Origin of the sequence: uncultured Sphingomonas sp., assembly GCF_964244265.1 — a bacterium.
Classification (GTDB): Bacteria; Pseudomonadota; Alphaproteobacteria; order Sphingomonadales; family Sphingomonadaceae; genus Sphingomonas.
The window spans coordinates 19,824-35,248 of the sequence record NZ_CAXTHV010000032.1 but is presented as its reverse complement, the minus strand read 5'-3'; the positions used below and the strand labels follow the sequence as shown (position 1 = coordinate 35,248).

Annotated in this window: 21 protein-coding genes, 1 tRNA gene and 1 pseudogene; 13 read left to right on the top strand and 10 right to left on the bottom strand. The window is 68.1% G+C overall.

Annotated elements, in window-relative coordinates:
• The first annotated feature begins 121 nt into the window (after positions 1-121).
• Entirely contained in the window at positions 122-466 is a 345-nt protein-coding gene (locus ACFE7K_RS13000; RefSeq protein ID WP_375398621.1) for a PEP-CTERM sorting domain-containing protein, read from the top strand.
• 19 nt (positions 467-485) lie between these two features.
• On the opposite strand, the gene ACFE7K_RS12995 is transcribed toward ACFE7K_RS13000, so the two are convergent.
• From ACFE7K_RS12995 to ACFE7K_RS12985, 3 genes are read right to left on the bottom strand one after another with little or no spacing between them, the layout of a single operon-like run.
• Complete coding sequence (locus ACFE7K_RS12995; protein WP_375398620.1) at positions 486-1,130, bottom strand: peptidylprolyl isomerase; 645 nt, start codon at positions 1,128-1,130, stop codon at positions 486-488.
• The gene (locus ACFE7K_RS12990) at positions 1,127-1,576 is read right to left on the bottom strand and encodes a hypothetical protein (RefSeq protein WP_375398619.1); all 450 of its coding nucleotides are present in this window, start codon (positions 1,574-1,576) and stop codon (positions 1,127-1,129) included. The genes ACFE7K_RS12995 and ACFE7K_RS12990 overlap by 4 nt, the downstream gene beginning before the upstream one ends.
• Positions 1,569-1,982, bottom strand: a complete 414-nt coding sequence (locus ACFE7K_RS12985; RefSeq protein WP_375398618.1) for an EVE domain-containing protein — start codon at positions 1,980-1,982, stop codon at positions 1,569-1,571. The genes ACFE7K_RS12990 and ACFE7K_RS12985 overlap by 8 nt, the downstream gene beginning before the upstream one ends.
• A 162-nt stretch (positions 1,983-2,144) precedes the next feature.
• Here ACFE7K_RS12985 and ACFE7K_RS12980 point away from each other — a divergent pair, with 162 nt between their 5' ends.
• The 3 genes from ACFE7K_RS12980 (at position 2,145) to ACFE7K_RS12970 (ending at position 3,527) form a co-directional block, all read left to right on the top strand.
• Entirely contained in the window at positions 2,145-2,528 is a 384-nt protein-coding gene (locus ACFE7K_RS12980; RefSeq protein ID WP_375398617.1) for a hypothetical protein, read from the top strand.
• 214 nt (positions 2,529-2,742) lie between these two features.
• Positions 2,743-3,147 carry a hypothetical protein gene (locus ACFE7K_RS12975; protein WP_375398616.1) on the top strand — a complete coding sequence of 135 codons (405 nt, stop codon included), beginning with the start codon at positions 2,743-2,745 and terminating at the stop codon, positions 3,145-3,147.
• A gap of 101 nt (positions 3,148-3,248) precedes the next feature.
• Positions 3,249-3,527, top strand: coding sequence for a DUF3297 family protein (locus tag ACFE7K_RS12970; protein WP_375398615.1), 279 nt, complete (start codon positions 3,249-3,251; stop codon positions 3,525-3,527).
• 6 nt (positions 3,528-3,533) lie between these two features.
• Here the strand turns inward: ACFE7K_RS12970 and ACFE7K_RS12965 are convergent, their stop codons facing one another.
• A complete protein-coding gene (locus tag ACFE7K_RS12965) occupies positions 3,534-4,484 on the bottom strand; it encodes an arginine deiminase family protein (protein WP_375398614.1) in 951 nt (316 codons plus the stop codon).
• Positions 4,485-4,514: 30 nt separating this feature from the next.
• Between ACFE7K_RS12965 and ACFE7K_RS12960 the strand changes: the two genes are divergently transcribed.
• The 6 genes from ACFE7K_RS12960 (at position 4,515) to ACFE7K_RS12935 (ending at position 6,801) form a co-directional block, all read left to right on the top strand.
• The gene (locus tag ACFE7K_RS12960; protein WP_375398613.1) at positions 4,515-4,643 is read left to right on the top strand and encodes a hypothetical protein; all 129 of its coding nucleotides are present in this window, start codon (positions 4,515-4,517) and stop codon (positions 4,641-4,643) included.
• Between the two features lie 43 nt (positions 4,644-4,686).
• Positions 4,687-4,932: a translation initiation factor IF-1 gene (infA, locus tag ACFE7K_RS12955; RefSeq protein WP_375398612.1), complete on the top strand. Its 246-nt coding sequence runs from the start codon at positions 4,687-4,689 to the stop codon at positions 4,930-4,932.
• A gap of 55 nt (positions 4,933-4,987) precedes the next feature.
• Positions 4,988-5,557: a Maf family protein gene (locus ACFE7K_RS12950; RefSeq protein WP_375398611.1), complete on the top strand. Its 570-nt coding sequence runs from the start codon at positions 4,988-4,990 to the stop codon at positions 5,555-5,557.
• Positions 5,550-6,491: a ribonuclease gene (locus tag ACFE7K_RS12945; protein WP_375398610.1), complete on the top strand. Its 942-nt coding sequence runs from the start codon at positions 5,550-5,552 to the stop codon at positions 6,489-6,491. Before ACFE7K_RS12950 ends, ACFE7K_RS12945 begins: the two co-directional genes overlap by 8 nt.
• Before the next feature lie 32 nt (positions 6,492-6,523).
• Positions 6,524-6,697 carry a DNA gyrase inhibitor YacG gene (locus tag ACFE7K_RS12940; protein WP_375398609.1) on the top strand — a complete coding sequence of 58 codons (174 nt, stop codon included), beginning with the start codon at positions 6,524-6,526 and terminating at the stop codon, positions 6,695-6,697.
• 28 nt (positions 6,698-6,725) lie between these two features.
• A tRNA-Phe gene (locus ACFE7K_RS12935) sits at positions 6,726-6,801 on the top strand.
• A 16-nt stretch (positions 6,802-6,817) separates the two neighbouring features.
• Here ACFE7K_RS12935 and ACFE7K_RS12930 read toward each other — a convergent pair.
• Genes ACFE7K_RS12930 through ACFE7K_RS12910 form a run of 5 tightly spaced genes read right to left on the bottom strand, consistent with a single transcriptional unit; the run spans position 6,818 to position 11,199 of the window.
• A complete protein-coding gene (locus tag ACFE7K_RS12930; RefSeq protein WP_375398608.1) occupies positions 6,818-7,630 on the bottom strand; it encodes a MetQ/NlpA family ABC transporter substrate-binding protein in 813 nt (270 codons plus the stop codon).
• 8 nt (positions 7,631-7,638) lie between these two features.
• The gene (locus ACFE7K_RS12925; protein WP_375398607.1) at positions 7,639-8,304 is read right to left on the bottom strand and encodes a methionine ABC transporter permease; all 666 of its coding nucleotides are present in this window, start codon (positions 8,302-8,304) and stop codon (positions 7,639-7,641) included.
• Positions 8,301-9,275: a methionine ABC transporter ATP-binding protein gene (locus tag ACFE7K_RS12920; RefSeq protein ID WP_375398606.1), complete on the bottom strand. Its 975-nt coding sequence runs from the start codon at positions 9,273-9,275 to the stop codon at positions 8,301-8,303. Before ACFE7K_RS12920 ends, ACFE7K_RS12925 begins: the two co-directional genes overlap by 4 nt.
• Positions 9,272-10,285 carry an LLM class flavin-dependent oxidoreductase gene (locus ACFE7K_RS12915; RefSeq protein ID WP_375398605.1) on the bottom strand — a complete coding sequence of 338 codons (1,014 nt, stop codon included), beginning with the start codon at positions 10,283-10,285 and terminating at the stop codon, positions 9,272-9,274. The genes ACFE7K_RS12920 and ACFE7K_RS12915 overlap by 4 nt, the downstream gene beginning before the upstream one ends.
• Positions 10,282-11,199: a RimK family alpha-L-glutamate ligase gene (locus ACFE7K_RS12910; RefSeq protein ID WP_375398604.1), complete on the bottom strand. Its 918-nt coding sequence runs from the start codon at positions 11,197-11,199 to the stop codon at positions 10,282-10,284. The genes ACFE7K_RS12915 and ACFE7K_RS12910 overlap by 4 nt, the downstream gene beginning before the upstream one ends.
• 220 nt (positions 11,200-11,419) lie before the next feature.
• On the opposite strand from ACFE7K_RS12910, the gene ACFE7K_RS12905 reads away from it, so the two are divergent.
• Genes ACFE7K_RS12905 through ACFE7K_RS12895 form a run of 3 tightly spaced genes read left to right on the top strand, consistent with a single transcriptional unit; the run spans position 11,420 to position 15,254 of the window.
• Positions 11,420-11,944 (top strand): 2Fe-2S iron-sulfur cluster-binding protein, encoded by a 525-nt coding sequence (locus ACFE7K_RS12905; protein ID WP_375398603.1) that lies wholly within the window; start codon positions 11,420-11,422, stop codon positions 11,942-11,944.
• Positions 11,941-12,927: an FAD binding domain-containing protein gene (locus tag ACFE7K_RS12900; RefSeq protein WP_375398602.1), complete on the top strand. Its 987-nt coding sequence runs from the start codon at positions 11,941-11,943 to the stop codon at positions 12,925-12,927. Before ACFE7K_RS12905 ends, ACFE7K_RS12900 begins: the two co-directional genes overlap by 4 nt.
• The gene (locus ACFE7K_RS12895) at positions 12,924-15,254 is read left to right on the top strand and encodes a xanthine dehydrogenase family protein molybdopterin-binding subunit (RefSeq protein ID WP_375398601.1); all 2,331 of its coding nucleotides are present in this window, start codon (positions 12,924-12,926) and stop codon (positions 15,252-15,254) included. The genes ACFE7K_RS12900 and ACFE7K_RS12895 overlap by 4 nt, the downstream gene beginning before the upstream one ends.
• Before the next feature lie 15 nt (positions 15,255-15,269).
• Here the strand turns inward: ACFE7K_RS12895 and ACFE7K_RS12890 are convergent.
• A pseudogene (locus ACFE7K_RS12890) lies at positions 15,270-15,377 on the bottom strand (PEPxxWA-CTERM sorting domain-containing protein); the annotation flags it as partial.
• Between the last annotated feature and the right edge of the window lie 48 nt (positions 15,378-15,425).

Here is a 15,425-nt window from a genome sequence, read left to right as displayed (position 1 = left end):
CATAGCCCCTTCCTCTCAGGAGTTAGGGCCTCCGACAAACCCGGGGCGGTTCACATGACCATGGCAGCGACCATCTGACGATCGTTTGGGTCTTCGATTCCTCGCGAGCCGCTGCCCGACGATGAGCTCAAGGCGTGGTATGGTGAGGACGATTGAGAGTTCTTCTCGATACGCATGCGCTGTTATGGGGGCTGGAGGGAAACCACAAGCTTTCCGATGCTGCCAATCACGCGATTGGCGATCCTCGCAATACCATTCTCGTCAGTGCGATTTCGACACGTGCGCGCTGTGCGTCGGCGCGGACGAGGCCGGTGCCGGCGACGAGACGCTGCTCGTCAGCATCGCCGCCGCGACGCCCGAACCAGGCACCTGGGCAATGATGATTGCCGCCCTTGGCCTGGCCGGCAGAATGCTGCGTCGGCAACGGGCGGTACGAAGCAAGACGGTGGCGGTCACCTGCGCCTGACTGGGTCGGCCGGCGTGCCTCACATCCCCTTGAACAGCAGCCAGACCTTGGGCTGGCCGGTCGGCTTTGCCGTGCCGTCCAGCCGCTCGGCACGCACGATCCTTACCGGCCGCACCAGCATCTGGCCCTTGAACGCGCCGTCGCCGCCGGGGCTGGTCGGTTGCGCGAGCATCCGCCTGACAACGTCCATGCCGCCGACCACGCGGCCGAACACGGCATAGCCCGGATAACCGTCCCGCGCGTCCATCGCCGGGTTGGCGCCGACCATCAGCGAGAAATTGCCCGTCGCCGAATCGAGCGCCTCATACCGCGCCATCGAGATCGCGCCATCGACATGGCGGAGGCCGGTCCGGCCGGTCGGCTCGAACGGCACGCGGCCCAGCATGCGGCGGGCATTGGTGCCGATACCGCCCTGGACGAACCCTTGCGTCTCCGCCCCCTTGCGCCGCGACGCGCGATAGAATTCGGTGTCGTCCAGTCGCCCGTCGTCGACATAGGCCAGGAAATTGGCACTGGTCGCCGGCGCATGCCGCGTGTCGACCGCAACGACGATCGCCCCCGCGCCGGTCACCAGCCGCACGCGGACGATTGCCGGCTCCCCGGACGCCGCGCCCGCGCCGAGCAGCGCGACCGCCAGCAGCACGAGCGCGCCGCGTGCGATCATGCCTCCGGCCCGACCATCAGCGCGTCCCACCTGCCGAACGAATCGCGGTAGAAGGTGTAGCGGTAGCGGGTCCTGACGGTCTGGGTGTCGCCATTCTTCCAGCGGCGATGCTCGGTATAGTCGACGCGCACCGGCCAGGCGGTGCCGCCGGTCAGCCCCTCGACCTGCGCCTCCTGCGCGGTCGGCGCGCGACCGGCGGCGATCTCGACCGCCTCGAAGCTGACGTCGACATCGTTCTGCGCGCCGTTGGAGCTCGTCGCCAGCCGCCTGGCCTGTCGCGTGACGAACGCCTCGACATCGGTCCGCGTCAGGGCGACGGTAGAGGGAGCGGCGGGAGAGGAGGCGGCCGCAATGTCGTTGGCGACGGCGGTCGCATTGCCCGCGCCGGGGCCGCCGCAGCCCGCGAGCATCGGCACCACCAGCAATCCCGCGGTCATCCTATGCATCCACCATTCCTCCGCCCAATTCCATCAACACCGCCCATTCTTCGTCGCCGACCGGCGTGACCGACAGCCGCGACTGACGCAACACCTCGATTTCCGCAAGCCGCGGCTCGGACTTGATCTCGGCCAGCGTCACCGGGTGCGCGAGCGGCGCGACCGGCTTCACCGCGACGCTGGCCCACGCGTCCTTGTCACCGTCGGGGCGCCAGGCCCGGGTCACCGTCATGACCCCGACACAGGCCTTCTCCTTTCCCGAATGATAGAAGATCGCGCGGTCGCCGACCTGCATCTGCTTCAGGAAATTACGCGCGGTATAGTTGCGGATGCCGTCCCATTCGGTGGCGCCGTCGCGCACCAGATGGTCCCAGCCATAGGTTTCGGGCTCCGATCGCAGGAACCAACAAGCCATCGCCGCTCCCCCTTTGTCAGCCTATCGTCAGTCTAAACGCCCGCTGAACGCGCGCCTCAGCATGGGTTCAGCGCGATTCGCCTACACACGTGGAACAGGCTCGGACAGTCCGCATTGTCATCCCAGGCGGAAATCGGGCCGAGTTGCTTTAGGAGGTTAGAGATGAAGACATTGATGACCAAGGCGGTGCTGGGCGCCACGCTTGCCGCCACCGCGCTGACCGCGGCCGCCCCGGCCGATGCGCAACGCTATCGCCGTGGCCGCGGCGGCGACGATACCGGCACCGCGATCGTCGCGGGCGTCGCTGGACTGGCGATCGGTGCCGCGATCGCGTCGAACGGCCGCCGCGACTATGATCGCGAGCGCTATTATCGCCAGCGCGGCTATGCCTATGATTACGACACGCGCTTCTATCGCGATCGCGGCTATTATCCGAACGACGGCTATTACGCCTATCGCTATCGTGACCGGTACGATCGTTGCCGTATTGAGCGCCGGTTCGATTCCTATTCCGGGCGCCCGGTCCGGGTACGCGTCTGCTATTGATCCGATCGCACGATCGTCCGCGGGCGGCGCGGGGAGCTGGATGCTTCCCGCGCCGTTTGCTCGTCTGGATGATCGTCAAGGTAAACGGTGATAAACCGCGGGTGAATACAGGCCTCAGCATCCGTTCACCGCGACTCGTCCAGAACAGCGCCAGTGCTCGAACGACCTGCATGGTGCAGCAAGCGATCGGCGAGCGATGAAGAAAGGTTCGATCATGTCCGCTTTCCTGACCAAGACGATGCTGGGGATCACGCTGGCCGCGACCGCGCTGACCGCCGCGGCCCCCGCCGAGGCGCAGCGTTACGACCGCCGTCGCGGCGACGACGGCACCGCCGTTGCGATCATCGCCGGCGTCGCGGGCCTCGCGATCGGCGCGGCGATCGCATCGTCGAACAATGACGGCCGCCGCGCCCGCTACGAGCGCCAGCGCGAGCGCGAGCGCTATTACCGTCAGCAGCGGGGCTATAACGGCTATGACAATTACTATCGCCAGGACGGCTATGACCGGCGCGGCGACGATCGCGGTTACGGCTATAACAGCTATAACGGCGGCGGGTATAATGGCGGCCAGCGCGGCGACGATCGCGGTTACGGCTATCGCGGCCAGCGCGGTTACTGATCGACCGCATGGCATGAAATGAAGGCGCAGGCGGCGCGGCGGACATCTTTCGCCGCGCCGTTTCGTTTGCGCGGGCGGCCCGCTTGCGGCAAGGGCGCGTCATGACCGATGCCAGCGACACGCCCCCCGACCGCCTGTCCACTAACCCCAAGAGCCCCCATTTCGATCAGGCGCTGCTGGGCCGCGGCATCGGCATCCGCTTCAAGGGCGTCCAGCGCCGCGACGTCGAGGAATATTGCCTTTCCGAAGGCTGGATCCGCGTTGCGCTGGGCAAGAAGGTCGACCGCCACGGCAACCCACTGACGCTGAAGCTCAGCGGCACGGTCGAGGCGTGGTATGAGGATGCCGGCGCGACGGACGAGGCGTCGGCGGCGGACTGATCGGGCTTATCGGTATACGGGCCGCGTCAGGCAGTGGACGCCGCCGGTCGCCTTGGCGATCTCATCGCCGGCGACGCTGGTGATGGTGATGCCGGCCCTGGCCTCAAGCTCGCGGCGCAAATCGTCGGGCATCGCGAACGCCAGATACGCGCCCTCCCCCAGCGGCAGCAAATTGCAGCGTTCGTGCGCGATCGCATCGGCCTTGGCGCAGCGCACGATGGTGAACCCCATCGCCTGGGCTCGCGCGATCGGATCGACGGCGCTGATCGCGCGGTTGCGGTCGATGACGAAGCCCGAATGGAACATCCCGGCCGCGGCGAACATCACCCGGTTGGGCAGGATAGTGAAGCCGGTGTCGAGGTGGAGCAGGGCGGGATCGTGGCTCAGCCCGATGATCTGGTCGACATGAGCGGGAATCAGCTCGATCGCCAGCCGGATCGCCGCCGCCTTGCTGGTGCGCACGCCAAAGCCGATGATCAGGATACGCTGGCCGGCGTCCATCGCCGGCAGGACGTCGCCGCCCTCCAGGAACTCGTCGTCGGCGAAACGGAGCAGGGGGCGCAGCCCCAATTTCTCCAGCGCGCGGCCGATCACCGCCGGTTCGCCGACCCGGTCGGGCAGCGCGAAGCGCGCGGGGATATATTCATCGGGCGCCCAGGGCAGCGTCACCGCCGCGTCGCGCAGGAACATCAGGTTCGGGTTGTCCGCAGCCTCGCGCCGGTAATCGGGGTCATCGCCGACCAGATCGGACAGATACGTCACCGGCACATGTGCCGCGATGGCGGCGGCGAAGGCAGCATATTCGGCATGGAGCGCCACCGGATCGGGCAGCGCGAGGAAATTTGCCTCCGCCAGCCGCGCCGCGGTCATCGCCGCCAGCGCCGCCCCATGCCGCGGATCGCGGAGCAGGATACGCGCCGGCCGCGCGGCGCATTCGGACAGGTCCATCGGGAGCATCTAGCACGAACCGATTGCCGTATGGTTGAGATGGCGCCGAACCCGGAGGCAATGCTGGTGACCGCGTCGGGCGGCCTGACTTCCGCCTGCGACCGCTTCCGCCTGCCCCTGGCCTCACCGTTCGTGCCCGCGCTTCCCTTTGTACCGCCTTTCCGCTAAGGGCGCGCATCCGCGAATTCCTGCGATTTCCCAAGAGGCTTGTTTGGCAAAAGAAGAATTGCTCGAAATGCGTGGCCAGGTGGTCGAGTTGCTGCCCAACGCCATGTTTCGCGTCCGGCTGGAAAACGACCACGAAGTCCTCGGCCATACCGCCGGCAAGATGCGCAAGAATCGCATCCGCGTGCTGGTCGGCGACGAAGTGCTGGTCGAACTCACGCCCTATGACCTGACCAAGGGCCGCATCACCTATCGCTTCATGCCCGGCCGCGGCGGTCCGGGGCCGCAATAGGATCATTTATCATTGAGGCTGCCAAGGGCGGGGCCAAAAGCGGGGTAGGTAGATCGTGCCGCTAGTCCTCGCCTCGACCAGCCCGCGTCGCCGCGACTTGCTCGCGCGGATCGGCATCGTGCCCGGGCGAATCGCCGCGCCCGATATCGACGAGGCGCTGCTAAAGGGCGAACTGCCCCGGGTCTATGTCGCGCGGCTGGCCGAGGCCAAGGCGCTGGCGGTCGCGCGCGCGCCCGGCGAGGTCGTGCTGGCCGGCGACACGACGGTCGCGGTCGGCCGGCGGATCCTGGAGAAGCCGGCGGACGAGGGCGACCTGCGCCGCATGCTCGGCCTGCTGTCGGGGCGGCGGCATCACGTCTATTCGGGGGTGTGCGTGGTCGCGGGGGACGGAAAAGCGCGCACGCGCGTGGCCGACACGATCGTTGCGTTCAAGCCGCTGTCCCCGGCCGAGATCGATTGGTACGTCGCCAGCGGCGAGGGCATGGGCAAGGCCGGGGGCTATGCCATCCAGGGCCGCGCCGAGGCTTTCGTGCGCTATCTGGCGGGCAGCCATTCCAACGTCGTCGGCCTGCCGGTGTTCGAAACGCGCGCGTTGCTGGCCAGCGCCGGGATCCCCCTTGGCTGAATGGCTGTACGAGGCCGGCATCGGCGAGGCGCGCGCCGCCCTGTTCGCGCACGGCCGGATCGTCGCGGCGCGGATCGAGCGAGACGGCGGGGCCTTGCGGATCGGTCAGGTGTTCCGCGCACGGCTGGTCGAGCGCGTCTCCGCCGGGTTGGTCCGGGTCGAAGCGGCCGAGGGCGCGGCGGTGCTCGACCGCGTACCGCCGGGGCTGCCGCTGGGCGCCATGCTGACGGTCGCCGTGGTGCGCGAGGCGATCCCTGAGCCGGGGCGGGTCAAGCTCGCCCGCGTGACGCCGAGCGACGCGCCGCCCGCGCCGGCGCCCGACCTGCTCGCGACGTGCCACGCCTCGGGCCTGGGCGTGCGCATGCTCCGCCCGCACGAACCCGATGCGCTGGAGGCGGCGGGCTGGTCGGAGGTGATCGACGAGGCGCTGACCGGCGAGATGGCCTTTGCAGGGGGCGCGCTGAGGATGGCGCCGACCCCGGCGATGACCTTGTTCGACGTCGACGGACCGGGCGACCCGGCGCGGTTGGCGGTAGCGGCGGCGGGCGCGGTGGCGGGCGCGATCGTCCGCCACGACGTCGGCGGATCGATCGGCATCGACTTTCCGACGCTGGCCGGCAAGGCCGCCCGTCAGGCGGTGGCGGCGGCGATCGACGACGCCCTGCCGCTGCCGTTCGAGCGCACCGCCGTCAACGGCTTCGGCTTCCTCCAGATCGTGCGGCCACGACCCCGCGCCTCGCTGCCCGAACTGCTGCGTGCCGACCCCGTCGCGACCGCCGCGCTGGCCATGTTGCGCGGGGCCGAACGCGAGCCGCCGCCGATCCGCTCGCCGCGCCGCGTGGACGCTGGCGTCGCGGCGTGGCTGGCGGCGCGCCCCGCGCTGCTCGACGAACTGGCGCGCCGCGCCGGCGGGCGGATCGACTTCGTGCCTTGACCGCCGCGCGGGCCGCTCCCCATATCGCGGCCATGCGCAAGACCGCCTGCCTGCTCTGCGGCCAGCCCCCCTCGCCCGGCCACCAGCCGTTCTGCAGCCGCGGCTGCAAGGACCGCGACCTGCTCAAATGGCTCGGCGACGGCTATGCCATACCCGGCGAAGCGGTCGACGCGGAAGCGCTGGACACGCCACGCGGTGCTGATTAAGAGGCCGCCTTCCGCGCCCGCCGGATGCGCCCAGGTAGCTCAGTTGGTAGAGCATGCGACTGAAAATCGCAGTGTCGGCGGTTCGATCCCGTCCCTGGGCACCATTATTCCGTTGATCTTCTAGAAGGCCGGAATCACTGCGCCGGCATATTTGCGCTCGATGAATGCCTTGACCGCCGGCGTGCGGAGCGCCGCCACCAGCTTTTGGACCTTCGGATCCTTGCGGGCACTTTCGGGACCGACGATGAAATTGACATAGGGGCTGTCCTTGCCCTCGATCGTCAGCGCGTCGCGCGCGGGGTCGAGCCCGGCGTCCAGCGCATAATTGGTGTTTATCAATGCCAGGTCCACCTGATCAAGGACGCGCGGGAGCGTGGCGGCTTCCAGCTCGCGAAACTTCAGGTGCCTGGGGTTTGTGACAATGTCCTTGGGGGTCGCCGAAACGCATTTGGGATCGCGCAAGGCGATCAGCCCGGCCTTGGCGAGGAGCAGGAGCGCACGCCCGCTGTTGCTGGGCTCGTTGGGGATCGCGACGACGGCGCCGTCGGGCAATTGGCCGAGCGCCTTCCACCGCCTCGAATAAGCGCCGAACGGCTCGACGTGGATGCCGGCGATGGTGACCAGCCTGGTTCCGTGCGCCTTGTTGAACTCGGCGAGATAGGGCTCGGTCTGGAAGTAATTGACCGCGATCCGCCCCTCCGCAACCTGGGTGTTGGGCTGGACATAATCATTGAACACGCGGACCTCGAGCTTCACTCCCTGCTTGGCGAGCGCGGGCTTCACGAACTCCAGTATCTCCGCGTGCGGCACCGCGGTAGCGGCGATGGTCAGCGTGTCCGGATCCCCTGCCGTGCGAGACTTGCCGCAGCCCGCGAGAGCGAGGGCGGACAGGGCGGAGACAGACAGGGCGGAGACGAACAGGCGTCGGTTCATGGGTTTTCCTAGCGGCGGCTGAAATGGCGGACGAGGCGGTCGCCCGCCATCTGGAGGAACTGGACGAGGACCAGCAGCAGCACGACCGTCACCAGCATGACGTCGGTCTGGAAGCGCTGGTAACCGAAACGGATCGCGAGATCGCCGAGACCGCCGGCGCCGACCACCCCGGCCATCGCCGTGAACGAGACCAGCGCGACCGCAGTGACGGTCGCCGCCGCGATGATCCCGGGCAGCGCCTCGGGCAGCAGCGCGCGGAATACCAGGTCGCGCGTGGTCGCGCCCATGGCCTGCACCGCTTCCACCGTATTGCGGTCGACTTCGCGCAGCGATGTTTCGACCAGCCGCGCAAAGAACGGCGCCGCGCCGGCCACCAGAGGCGGGATCGCGCCGAGGATGCCCAGCGACGTGCCGACCAGCAGCACCGTGAACGGGATCATCACGATCAGCAGGATGATGAACGGCACCGAGCGCAACAGATTGACGACCAGCGCAAGCAGGCCGTTCGTGGCGCGATTTGCCCAGACCTGGCGCGGGCCGGTCAGGAACAGCGCGATGCCGAGCGGCAGCCCGAACAATACGGTCAGCAACAGCGACCCGCCGAGCATCGCCAGCGTGTCGAGACAGGCCTGGCCGATCTCGCTCCAGTCGACATTGGCGAACCAGCCGTTCATGCCGCGACGCGCCCATGCCGGCGGAGTGCGGCAATCGCCGCTTCGGTGTCGCCGCCGGTCAGGCCGAGCGTGAACTGCCCATAGCGCGCCGTCTTGAACCGTCCGATGCGGCCGCCGAGGATGGCGAAGTCGACCCCGGTCTCGCGTGCGATGCGGGTGAGCACCGGCTCCCAGGTCGCGCCACCCTCGAGCGTGAAGCGTAATATCGTGCCGGCGAAACCGGGATCGGCCGCGTCCGTGTCCTCGCCGGCTTCGGCGAGCAGCGCATGCGTTTCGGGCGCCTGGGGATCGAGGAACAGGTCGGCGACGTGTCCGCTCTCGACGATGCGGCCGGTATGCAGCACCGCGACCCGGTCGCAGACCTGGCGCACGACATCCATTTCGTGCGTGATCAGCAATATGGTGAGCCCCAGATCGCGGTTGAGGTCGGCAATCAGCGCGAGGATGCTGCGCGTCGTCTCGGGATCGAGCGCGCTGGTCGCCTCGTCGCAGAGCAACATGTCGGGCCCGGTCGCGAGCGCGCGGGCGATGCCGACGCGCTGCTTCTGGCCGCCCGACAGCTGCGCCGGGTATCGGCCGCCATGATCGGCGAGCCCGACGCGATCAAGCAGCGCCGGTACTTTGGCTGCGATGTCAGCCGAGGATGCGCCGGCAATCCGCAGCGGCAGCGCGACATTGCCCGCGGCGGTACGCGACGAGAGCAGCCCGAAATTCTGGAAGATCATGCCTATGCGCCGCCGCAGCGCGCGCAGCGGCTCCGCCCGCAGCGTCGCGACATCGATGCCGTCGACCAGCACCCGGCCGGCGCTCGGCCGCTCCAGTCCGTTGAGCAGGCGTACCAGGGTCGACTTGCCCGCGCCCGACCGCCCGATGATCCCGAATATTTCGCCGGCCGCGATGTCGAGATCGACCCCGGCAAGCGCGGCGTGCCCGCCGTCAAAGCTCTTCTCGACGCCTTCGAGCCGGATCACGCGTTGATCACCTGCGCCGCGAACCGCTCCATCTCTTCCTGCTGCGGGCTCATCTGGAGCAGCAGCAGGTCGAGCCCGGCCAGCGCATATTCGGCGATCCGTTCCTTCACCTGCTCGGGCGTGCCGACCAGATTGGGGCGCAGGCCCCGGTTCGACACCGAATATTCCTGGATCTTCAATTCGCGCTCAAGCTGGGTGCCCGATAGCCACTGGTCGAAATTGGCATAGCCCGCGGGCAGCTCCTGGACGTCGGTGATCCGCGCCAACTCGCGCTTCGCCTCGGCCTCGCTGTCGCGGACGATCGCATACGCCGCCATGCCGAAGGTCATCGGACCACCGCCGGCATCCGACCGCCTGGCGCGCATGTCGGCCATCTTCAGGGCGACCGCCGCCACGGGATCGCCGTGCATCACATAGGCGTCGCACCGGCCCGCGATCATCGCCTTGGCCGCTTCGCTCTCGCCCCCCGCATAGAGGACCGGCGGCGTGACCGGCTTGGGCGCGCAGATCGCGTCCTGGGTGCGGTAGAATTGCCCGTCAAAGCTGAACCGCTCCTCGCGCCACAATCCCTTCACCACTTCGATCCATTCGGCGGTACGGGCATAACGGTCGTCATGCTGGTCGAACTGGAGGCCATATTGCTTCGCCTCGTCGGCCCACCAGGACGACACGACATTGAGCGACAGCCGCCCGCCAGAGATGCGGTCGATGTTCGCCGCCGCCTTGGCGAACAAAGCGGGCTGGTGGAAATTGGGGCGAACCGCGACCATTACTTCCTGGGTCTTCGTCACCGCCGCGATCGCGGCGGCGGTCGACCAGGCGTCAAGCGCGGGTTCGGTCACGCCCTTGATGTCGTTCAGGTTCAATTCGGCGATCAGCGTGAGGTCATAGCCGATCGCCTCGGCGCGGACCGCGAGGGTGCGGGCATAGTCCCAGCTCGCCTCCATGCCTTCGTCGGGCACGTTGCGCAGCCAGCCGCCGAACACCGGCATCCAATAGCCATATCTCACGCTTTCGCCTCCACGATCAGCGACTCGAGCCAGTCGACCAGCCGTTCGTGCGGATCCCAGCCGAGCACATCGAGCGGATTGGCGACGAAGTTCGACAGCGCGTTGATGTCGTAGAAGCGCGGGCTGCCGTCGCGATCGTCGATCATCACTTCGATGCCGCCGATATCGAGCTTCGCGGCCCGGGCGATCCGCTCGGCGGCTTCGATCAATCGGGGCGCGGGCGTCGTCTCGGTGATCGCGATCGCCGGCTTGCCGGGCGCGGCCAGGCAGACGTCGGCCGGGCACAAGTCGAAGCTGCCGCCGCCGTCCACGTCGAGGGCGTAGAGGAATTTGCCGCCCAGCGTCTCGATACGCGTGATCGCGCGCCCGCGCACGGGCACATATTCCTGGACGAGCAGCACCCGGTCGATACTGTCGGGCACCGTGGCATCGGCGACCGCGCCGGCGAGACTGTCGCGATCGTCGTAGCGCACGATCCCCGCCCCCGATCCGCCGATATTGGCCTTGACCACGATCGGAAAGCGCAGCCCCTCGCTCGCCGCCGGCAAGTCGGCCGCGCGATGCACGATGCGCGTCGCGGGAATGGCGAGCCCGAGCCTGGCGATCAGCGAGAGCTGCCGCGCCTTGGAGGCGTCGACCGCCAGCGTATCTGCGCCGTTGATCACCCGCACGCCGGCCGCCGCCCAATGCGCCAGCAGCGCCTGGGCATAGAAGATCGGATGCTCCGCCTGGCGGAGGAAGCTCGACATGGCGATGCGGTTGAACACGATCGGTGCCGGGGGCACGGGGTCGGCGGGGTCGAAAAAATGCCCATCGGCATGCAGCGCCGACCAGGCGATGCCTCGGCGATCGAGCGCGCCGAACAACGGCGCGAACCAGGCGGGATGCTCATAGAGAAGCAAGAGGTCGGACATGGACTGCTTATAGGCACCGCTGCGTGGGTTCCCAATCGAATAGCGGGACGCAGCAGGCATGGTCGCGAGAACGACTTTCAACCGCCATAGTGGAAGTTGCTTACCCCCCGGACCGACCGACGCGCGGATTGGTCGAGATATGCCACGACCGGAACCCTCCGACATGGTTGACGCGTTGGGCGCCCATGGGCCAATTTCCGGCTGCTCACAGGATGCCGCCATGCAGTTCACGATCAACGATCGACCCGTGGAGGTCGAGGCCGACGTCCGCACCTCGCTACTCGACCTGCTGCGCGATCATCTCGGCCTGCCGGGCAGCAAGAAGGGGTGCAACCAGGGCGCGTGCGGGGCGTGCACCGTGCTGGTCGACGGCGAGCGGATCAATGCCTGCCTGGCGCTCGCGGTGCAATATCAGGGCCGGTCGATCACGACCGTGGAGGGCCTGAGCGGTGCCGAGGGACTCCACCCGCTCCAGCGCGCATTCATCGAGCATGACGGCTTCCAATGCGGCTATTGCACGCCAGGGCAATTGTGTTCGGCAGTGGCGATGGCCGGCGAGGTCGAGCGCGGCATCCCGAGCCACGTGACAGCCGATCTGACCGCGGGCACGATCGTGCTGGATCATGACGAATTGCGGGAACGGATGAGCGGCAACCTGTGCCGCTGCGGTGCCTATAACGGCATCGTCGCCGCCATCGCCGAAACCTTTGCCCGGCAACCCGCGCAACGGGAGCAGGCGGCGTGACCCCGTTCAGCTATGCCCGCGCCGACGACGTACCCGGCGCAATCCGGCTTTGCGGCGCGGACGCCAATGCCAAATATCTCGGCGGCGGCACCAACCTGGTCGACCTGATGCGCGAGACGGTCGAGCGGCCGGGGGCGCTGGTCGACGTGACCGGCCTGTCGCGGGACATCGTCGCCCAGGCGGATGGCGGCGTGCTGATCGGGGCAGCCGCGACGAACACCGCCGTCGCCGCGGATCGCGCGGTTCGCGAGCGATTCCCGGCGCTCGCCCGGGCGATCCTGGCCGGCGCAAGCGGGCAGATCCGCAACATGGCGACGGTCGGCGGCAATATCCTGCAACGTACCCGCTGCGGCTATTTCTACGACGACGCCGCACGCTGCAACAAGCGCGACGCCGGGGCGGGATGCGACGCGATCGACGGCTTCAACCGGATTCATGCCATCCTCGGCGCGTCGCCCGCCTGTGTAGCGACGCATCCCTCGGACATGTGCGTGGTGCTGGCGGCGTTCGACGCGATCGTCCATCTCGACGGGCCGCTGGGCGCGCGCGCGATCGCTTTGGTCGACCTGCACCGCCTGCCCGGCGGTACGCCGGACATCGAGACCGAGTTGCGGCCCCACGAACTGATCGTCGCCGTGGAACTGCCGCCAAATTCATTCGCGGCGAACTCGACCTATCGCAAGGTGCGCGACCGGTCGAGCTATGCGTTTGCGCTGGTGTCGGTCGCCGCCGCGCTCGACGTCGCGACCGGGAGGATCGGCGACGTTCGGCTGGCACTGGGCGGCGTCGCGCACAAGCCATGGCGGGCATGGACGGCGGAGGCGGCATTGCGCGGCCGGCCCGCGACGGCCGATGTCTTTCGCGCCGCGGCCGACGCCGAGCTCGCCGCGGCGGCAGGCCTGCGGGACAATGCATTCAAGATCGACCTTGCCCGGCGCGCGATCGTCGCGGTGCTCGGCCAGCTGGCGGAAGGGCAGGCATGAGCATTCTCGACGAGGCCGCGGCAAAGGCCCAGGGCGCGGTGCAGGCGGCGATGAAGAAGGCGATCGAGTTGGCCCCCGACAGCTGGCTGCCCGGCGGCGTGCCCGACCCGCTGATCCGGCACAAGCATGGCCTGATCGGCACGCAGATTTCCCGCCTGGACGGTCTGTTGAAGGTACAGGGCGCGGCGCGATTCGCGGCGGAGTTCCCGATCGGGAACATGGTGTTTGCGGCACTTGCGCACAGCACGATCCCCAAAGGCTGCATCGCGGCGCTGGACACGCAGGCGGCCGAGGCGGCGCCGGGTGTCGTGCTGGTCATGACCCACCACAATGCGCCCCGGATGAAATCGGTTCCCGCTTTCGGTAGCGGTCCCAAGGCGGCGGGGGGTAGCGACCTGCCGATCATGCAGGACGCGGCGATCCACTGGAACGGCCAGCCGGTCGCGGTCGTGCTGGCCGAGACCCAGGAACAGGCCGACCATGCCGCGTCGCTGATCGCGGTCGGCTATGAGACCGACCCGGCGACCCTGGTATTCGAGGATGCCAAGGCGAACCGCACGCCCGCATCGTTCCAGGGCGAGCCGCTGCTGCTGGAAATCGGCGACGCCGAAGCCGCGCTGGCCGCGGCGCCGTACAAGGTCGATGCGACATACCGGACCCCGCGTCACAACCACAACCCGATCGAGCTCCACGCGGCGACCGTCGCCTGGGAGGGCGAGGATTTGATCGTGCACGACGCGTCGCAATGCGTGACGCATGTTGCCTGGTCGCTAGCGCAGGTGTTCGGGATCGCCGAGGAACAGGTCCATGTCACCTCCCCCTATGTCGGCGGCGGTTTCGGCAGCAAGACGTTGTGGCAGCACCAGATCCTGGCGGCGGCAGCGGCAAAGGTCACGGGTCGTCCGGTGCGGATCATGCTGTCGCGCGAGGGCGTTTATCGCGGGGTCGGCGGCCGCACCCTGACCGAACAGCGCGTGGCGATCGGCGCCCAGGCTGATGGCAGGTTCGACGCGCTGATCCATACCGGCGTGGTGGCGATGACCCCACACAACAAGATGCCCGAGCCGTTCATCCTGCCGGCACGATCGGCCTATGCGGCAGGCAGCTTCAGGCTCGCCGTCGAGGCGGTCGAACTCGACATGCTGGCCAACACCTTCATGCGCGCACCGGGCGAAGCGGTCGGCACATTCGCACTGGAGAGCGCGGTCGACGAACTCGCCGGACAGCTGGGGATCGATCCGGTCGAGCTCAGGGCGCGCAACGAGCCGGAAAAGGATCCGACCTCCGGCCAGCCATTTTCGTCCCGCAACATCGTCAAGGCGTACCGCGCGGGCGCCGAGAAGTTCGGCTGGGCCGCGCGGCATGCCGCGCCCGGCACGCATCGCGACGGCGAATGGCTGATTGGCTTGGGCTGCGCGACGGCGACCTATCCCTATTACCGGATGGCGGGCGGCGTGGCGCGGCTGACCCTGACGCGGGAGGGCCATGCAACGGTCGAGATCGCGGCGCATGAAATGGGCATGGGAACGGCGACGACGCATACGATGATCGTCGCCGAGCGGCTGGGCCTGCCGATGGAGCAGGTGACGTTCCGCTATGGCGATTCGGCCATGCCCGGTGTCGTGCTGGCCGGCGGATCGCAGCAGACCGCCTCGATCGGCGCCGCCGTCATCGCGGCGCAGCACCAATTGGTCACCGAATTGCTCAAGCTTGCCGGCAATGATTCCCCGCTGGCGGGGCTCAAGCCCGACGAGGTCGGCGGGCATGCCGGGGGGTTGTGCAAGCTCGACGATCCGGCGCGTCGCGAAAGCTACGCGTCGATCCTGTCACGAGCGCAACGCCCCGACCTGTCCGTCGAGGGCGTTGGATCGCGGCCGTTCGAGCTTCAGCATTGGTCGATGCATTCGCATGGCGCGATGTTCTGCGAAGTCCGCGTGAATGCCGTAACCGGCGAAGCGCGCGTCAGCCGCTTCCTCGGATCGTTCGATTGCGGTCGCATCCTCAACGCCAAGACCGCCGCCAGCCAGTTCAAGGGCGGCATCATCATGGGGCTGGGCATGGCGTTGATGGAAGAAACACAGTTCGACGAGCGTACCGGCCGGATCATGAACCCGAACCTGGCCGAATATCATCTGCCGGTGCACCTGGACGTGCCCGACATCGACGTGATCTGGACCGACATCCCCGATCCGCACGCGCCGATGGGCGCACACGGCATCGGCGAGATCGGCATCACCGGCGTCGCCGCGGCGGTGGCGAACGCGATCTACAATGCGACGGGCAAGCGCATCCGCGACCTGCCTATCACGCTCGACAAATTGCTTTGATGATGCCGGGCCGCGCTAGGCGAGCAGCAGCTCGGCCGTTCCCCGACGCCGGCGCAGGACGCCGCCGACAAGGCCAAGACCGAGGATCATCATCGCCCAGGTCGCCGGTTCCGGCGCGGCGGCGGCGAATTGCTGGGGAACGAAGCCCGCCAGGTCGGCATCGGTGAACCC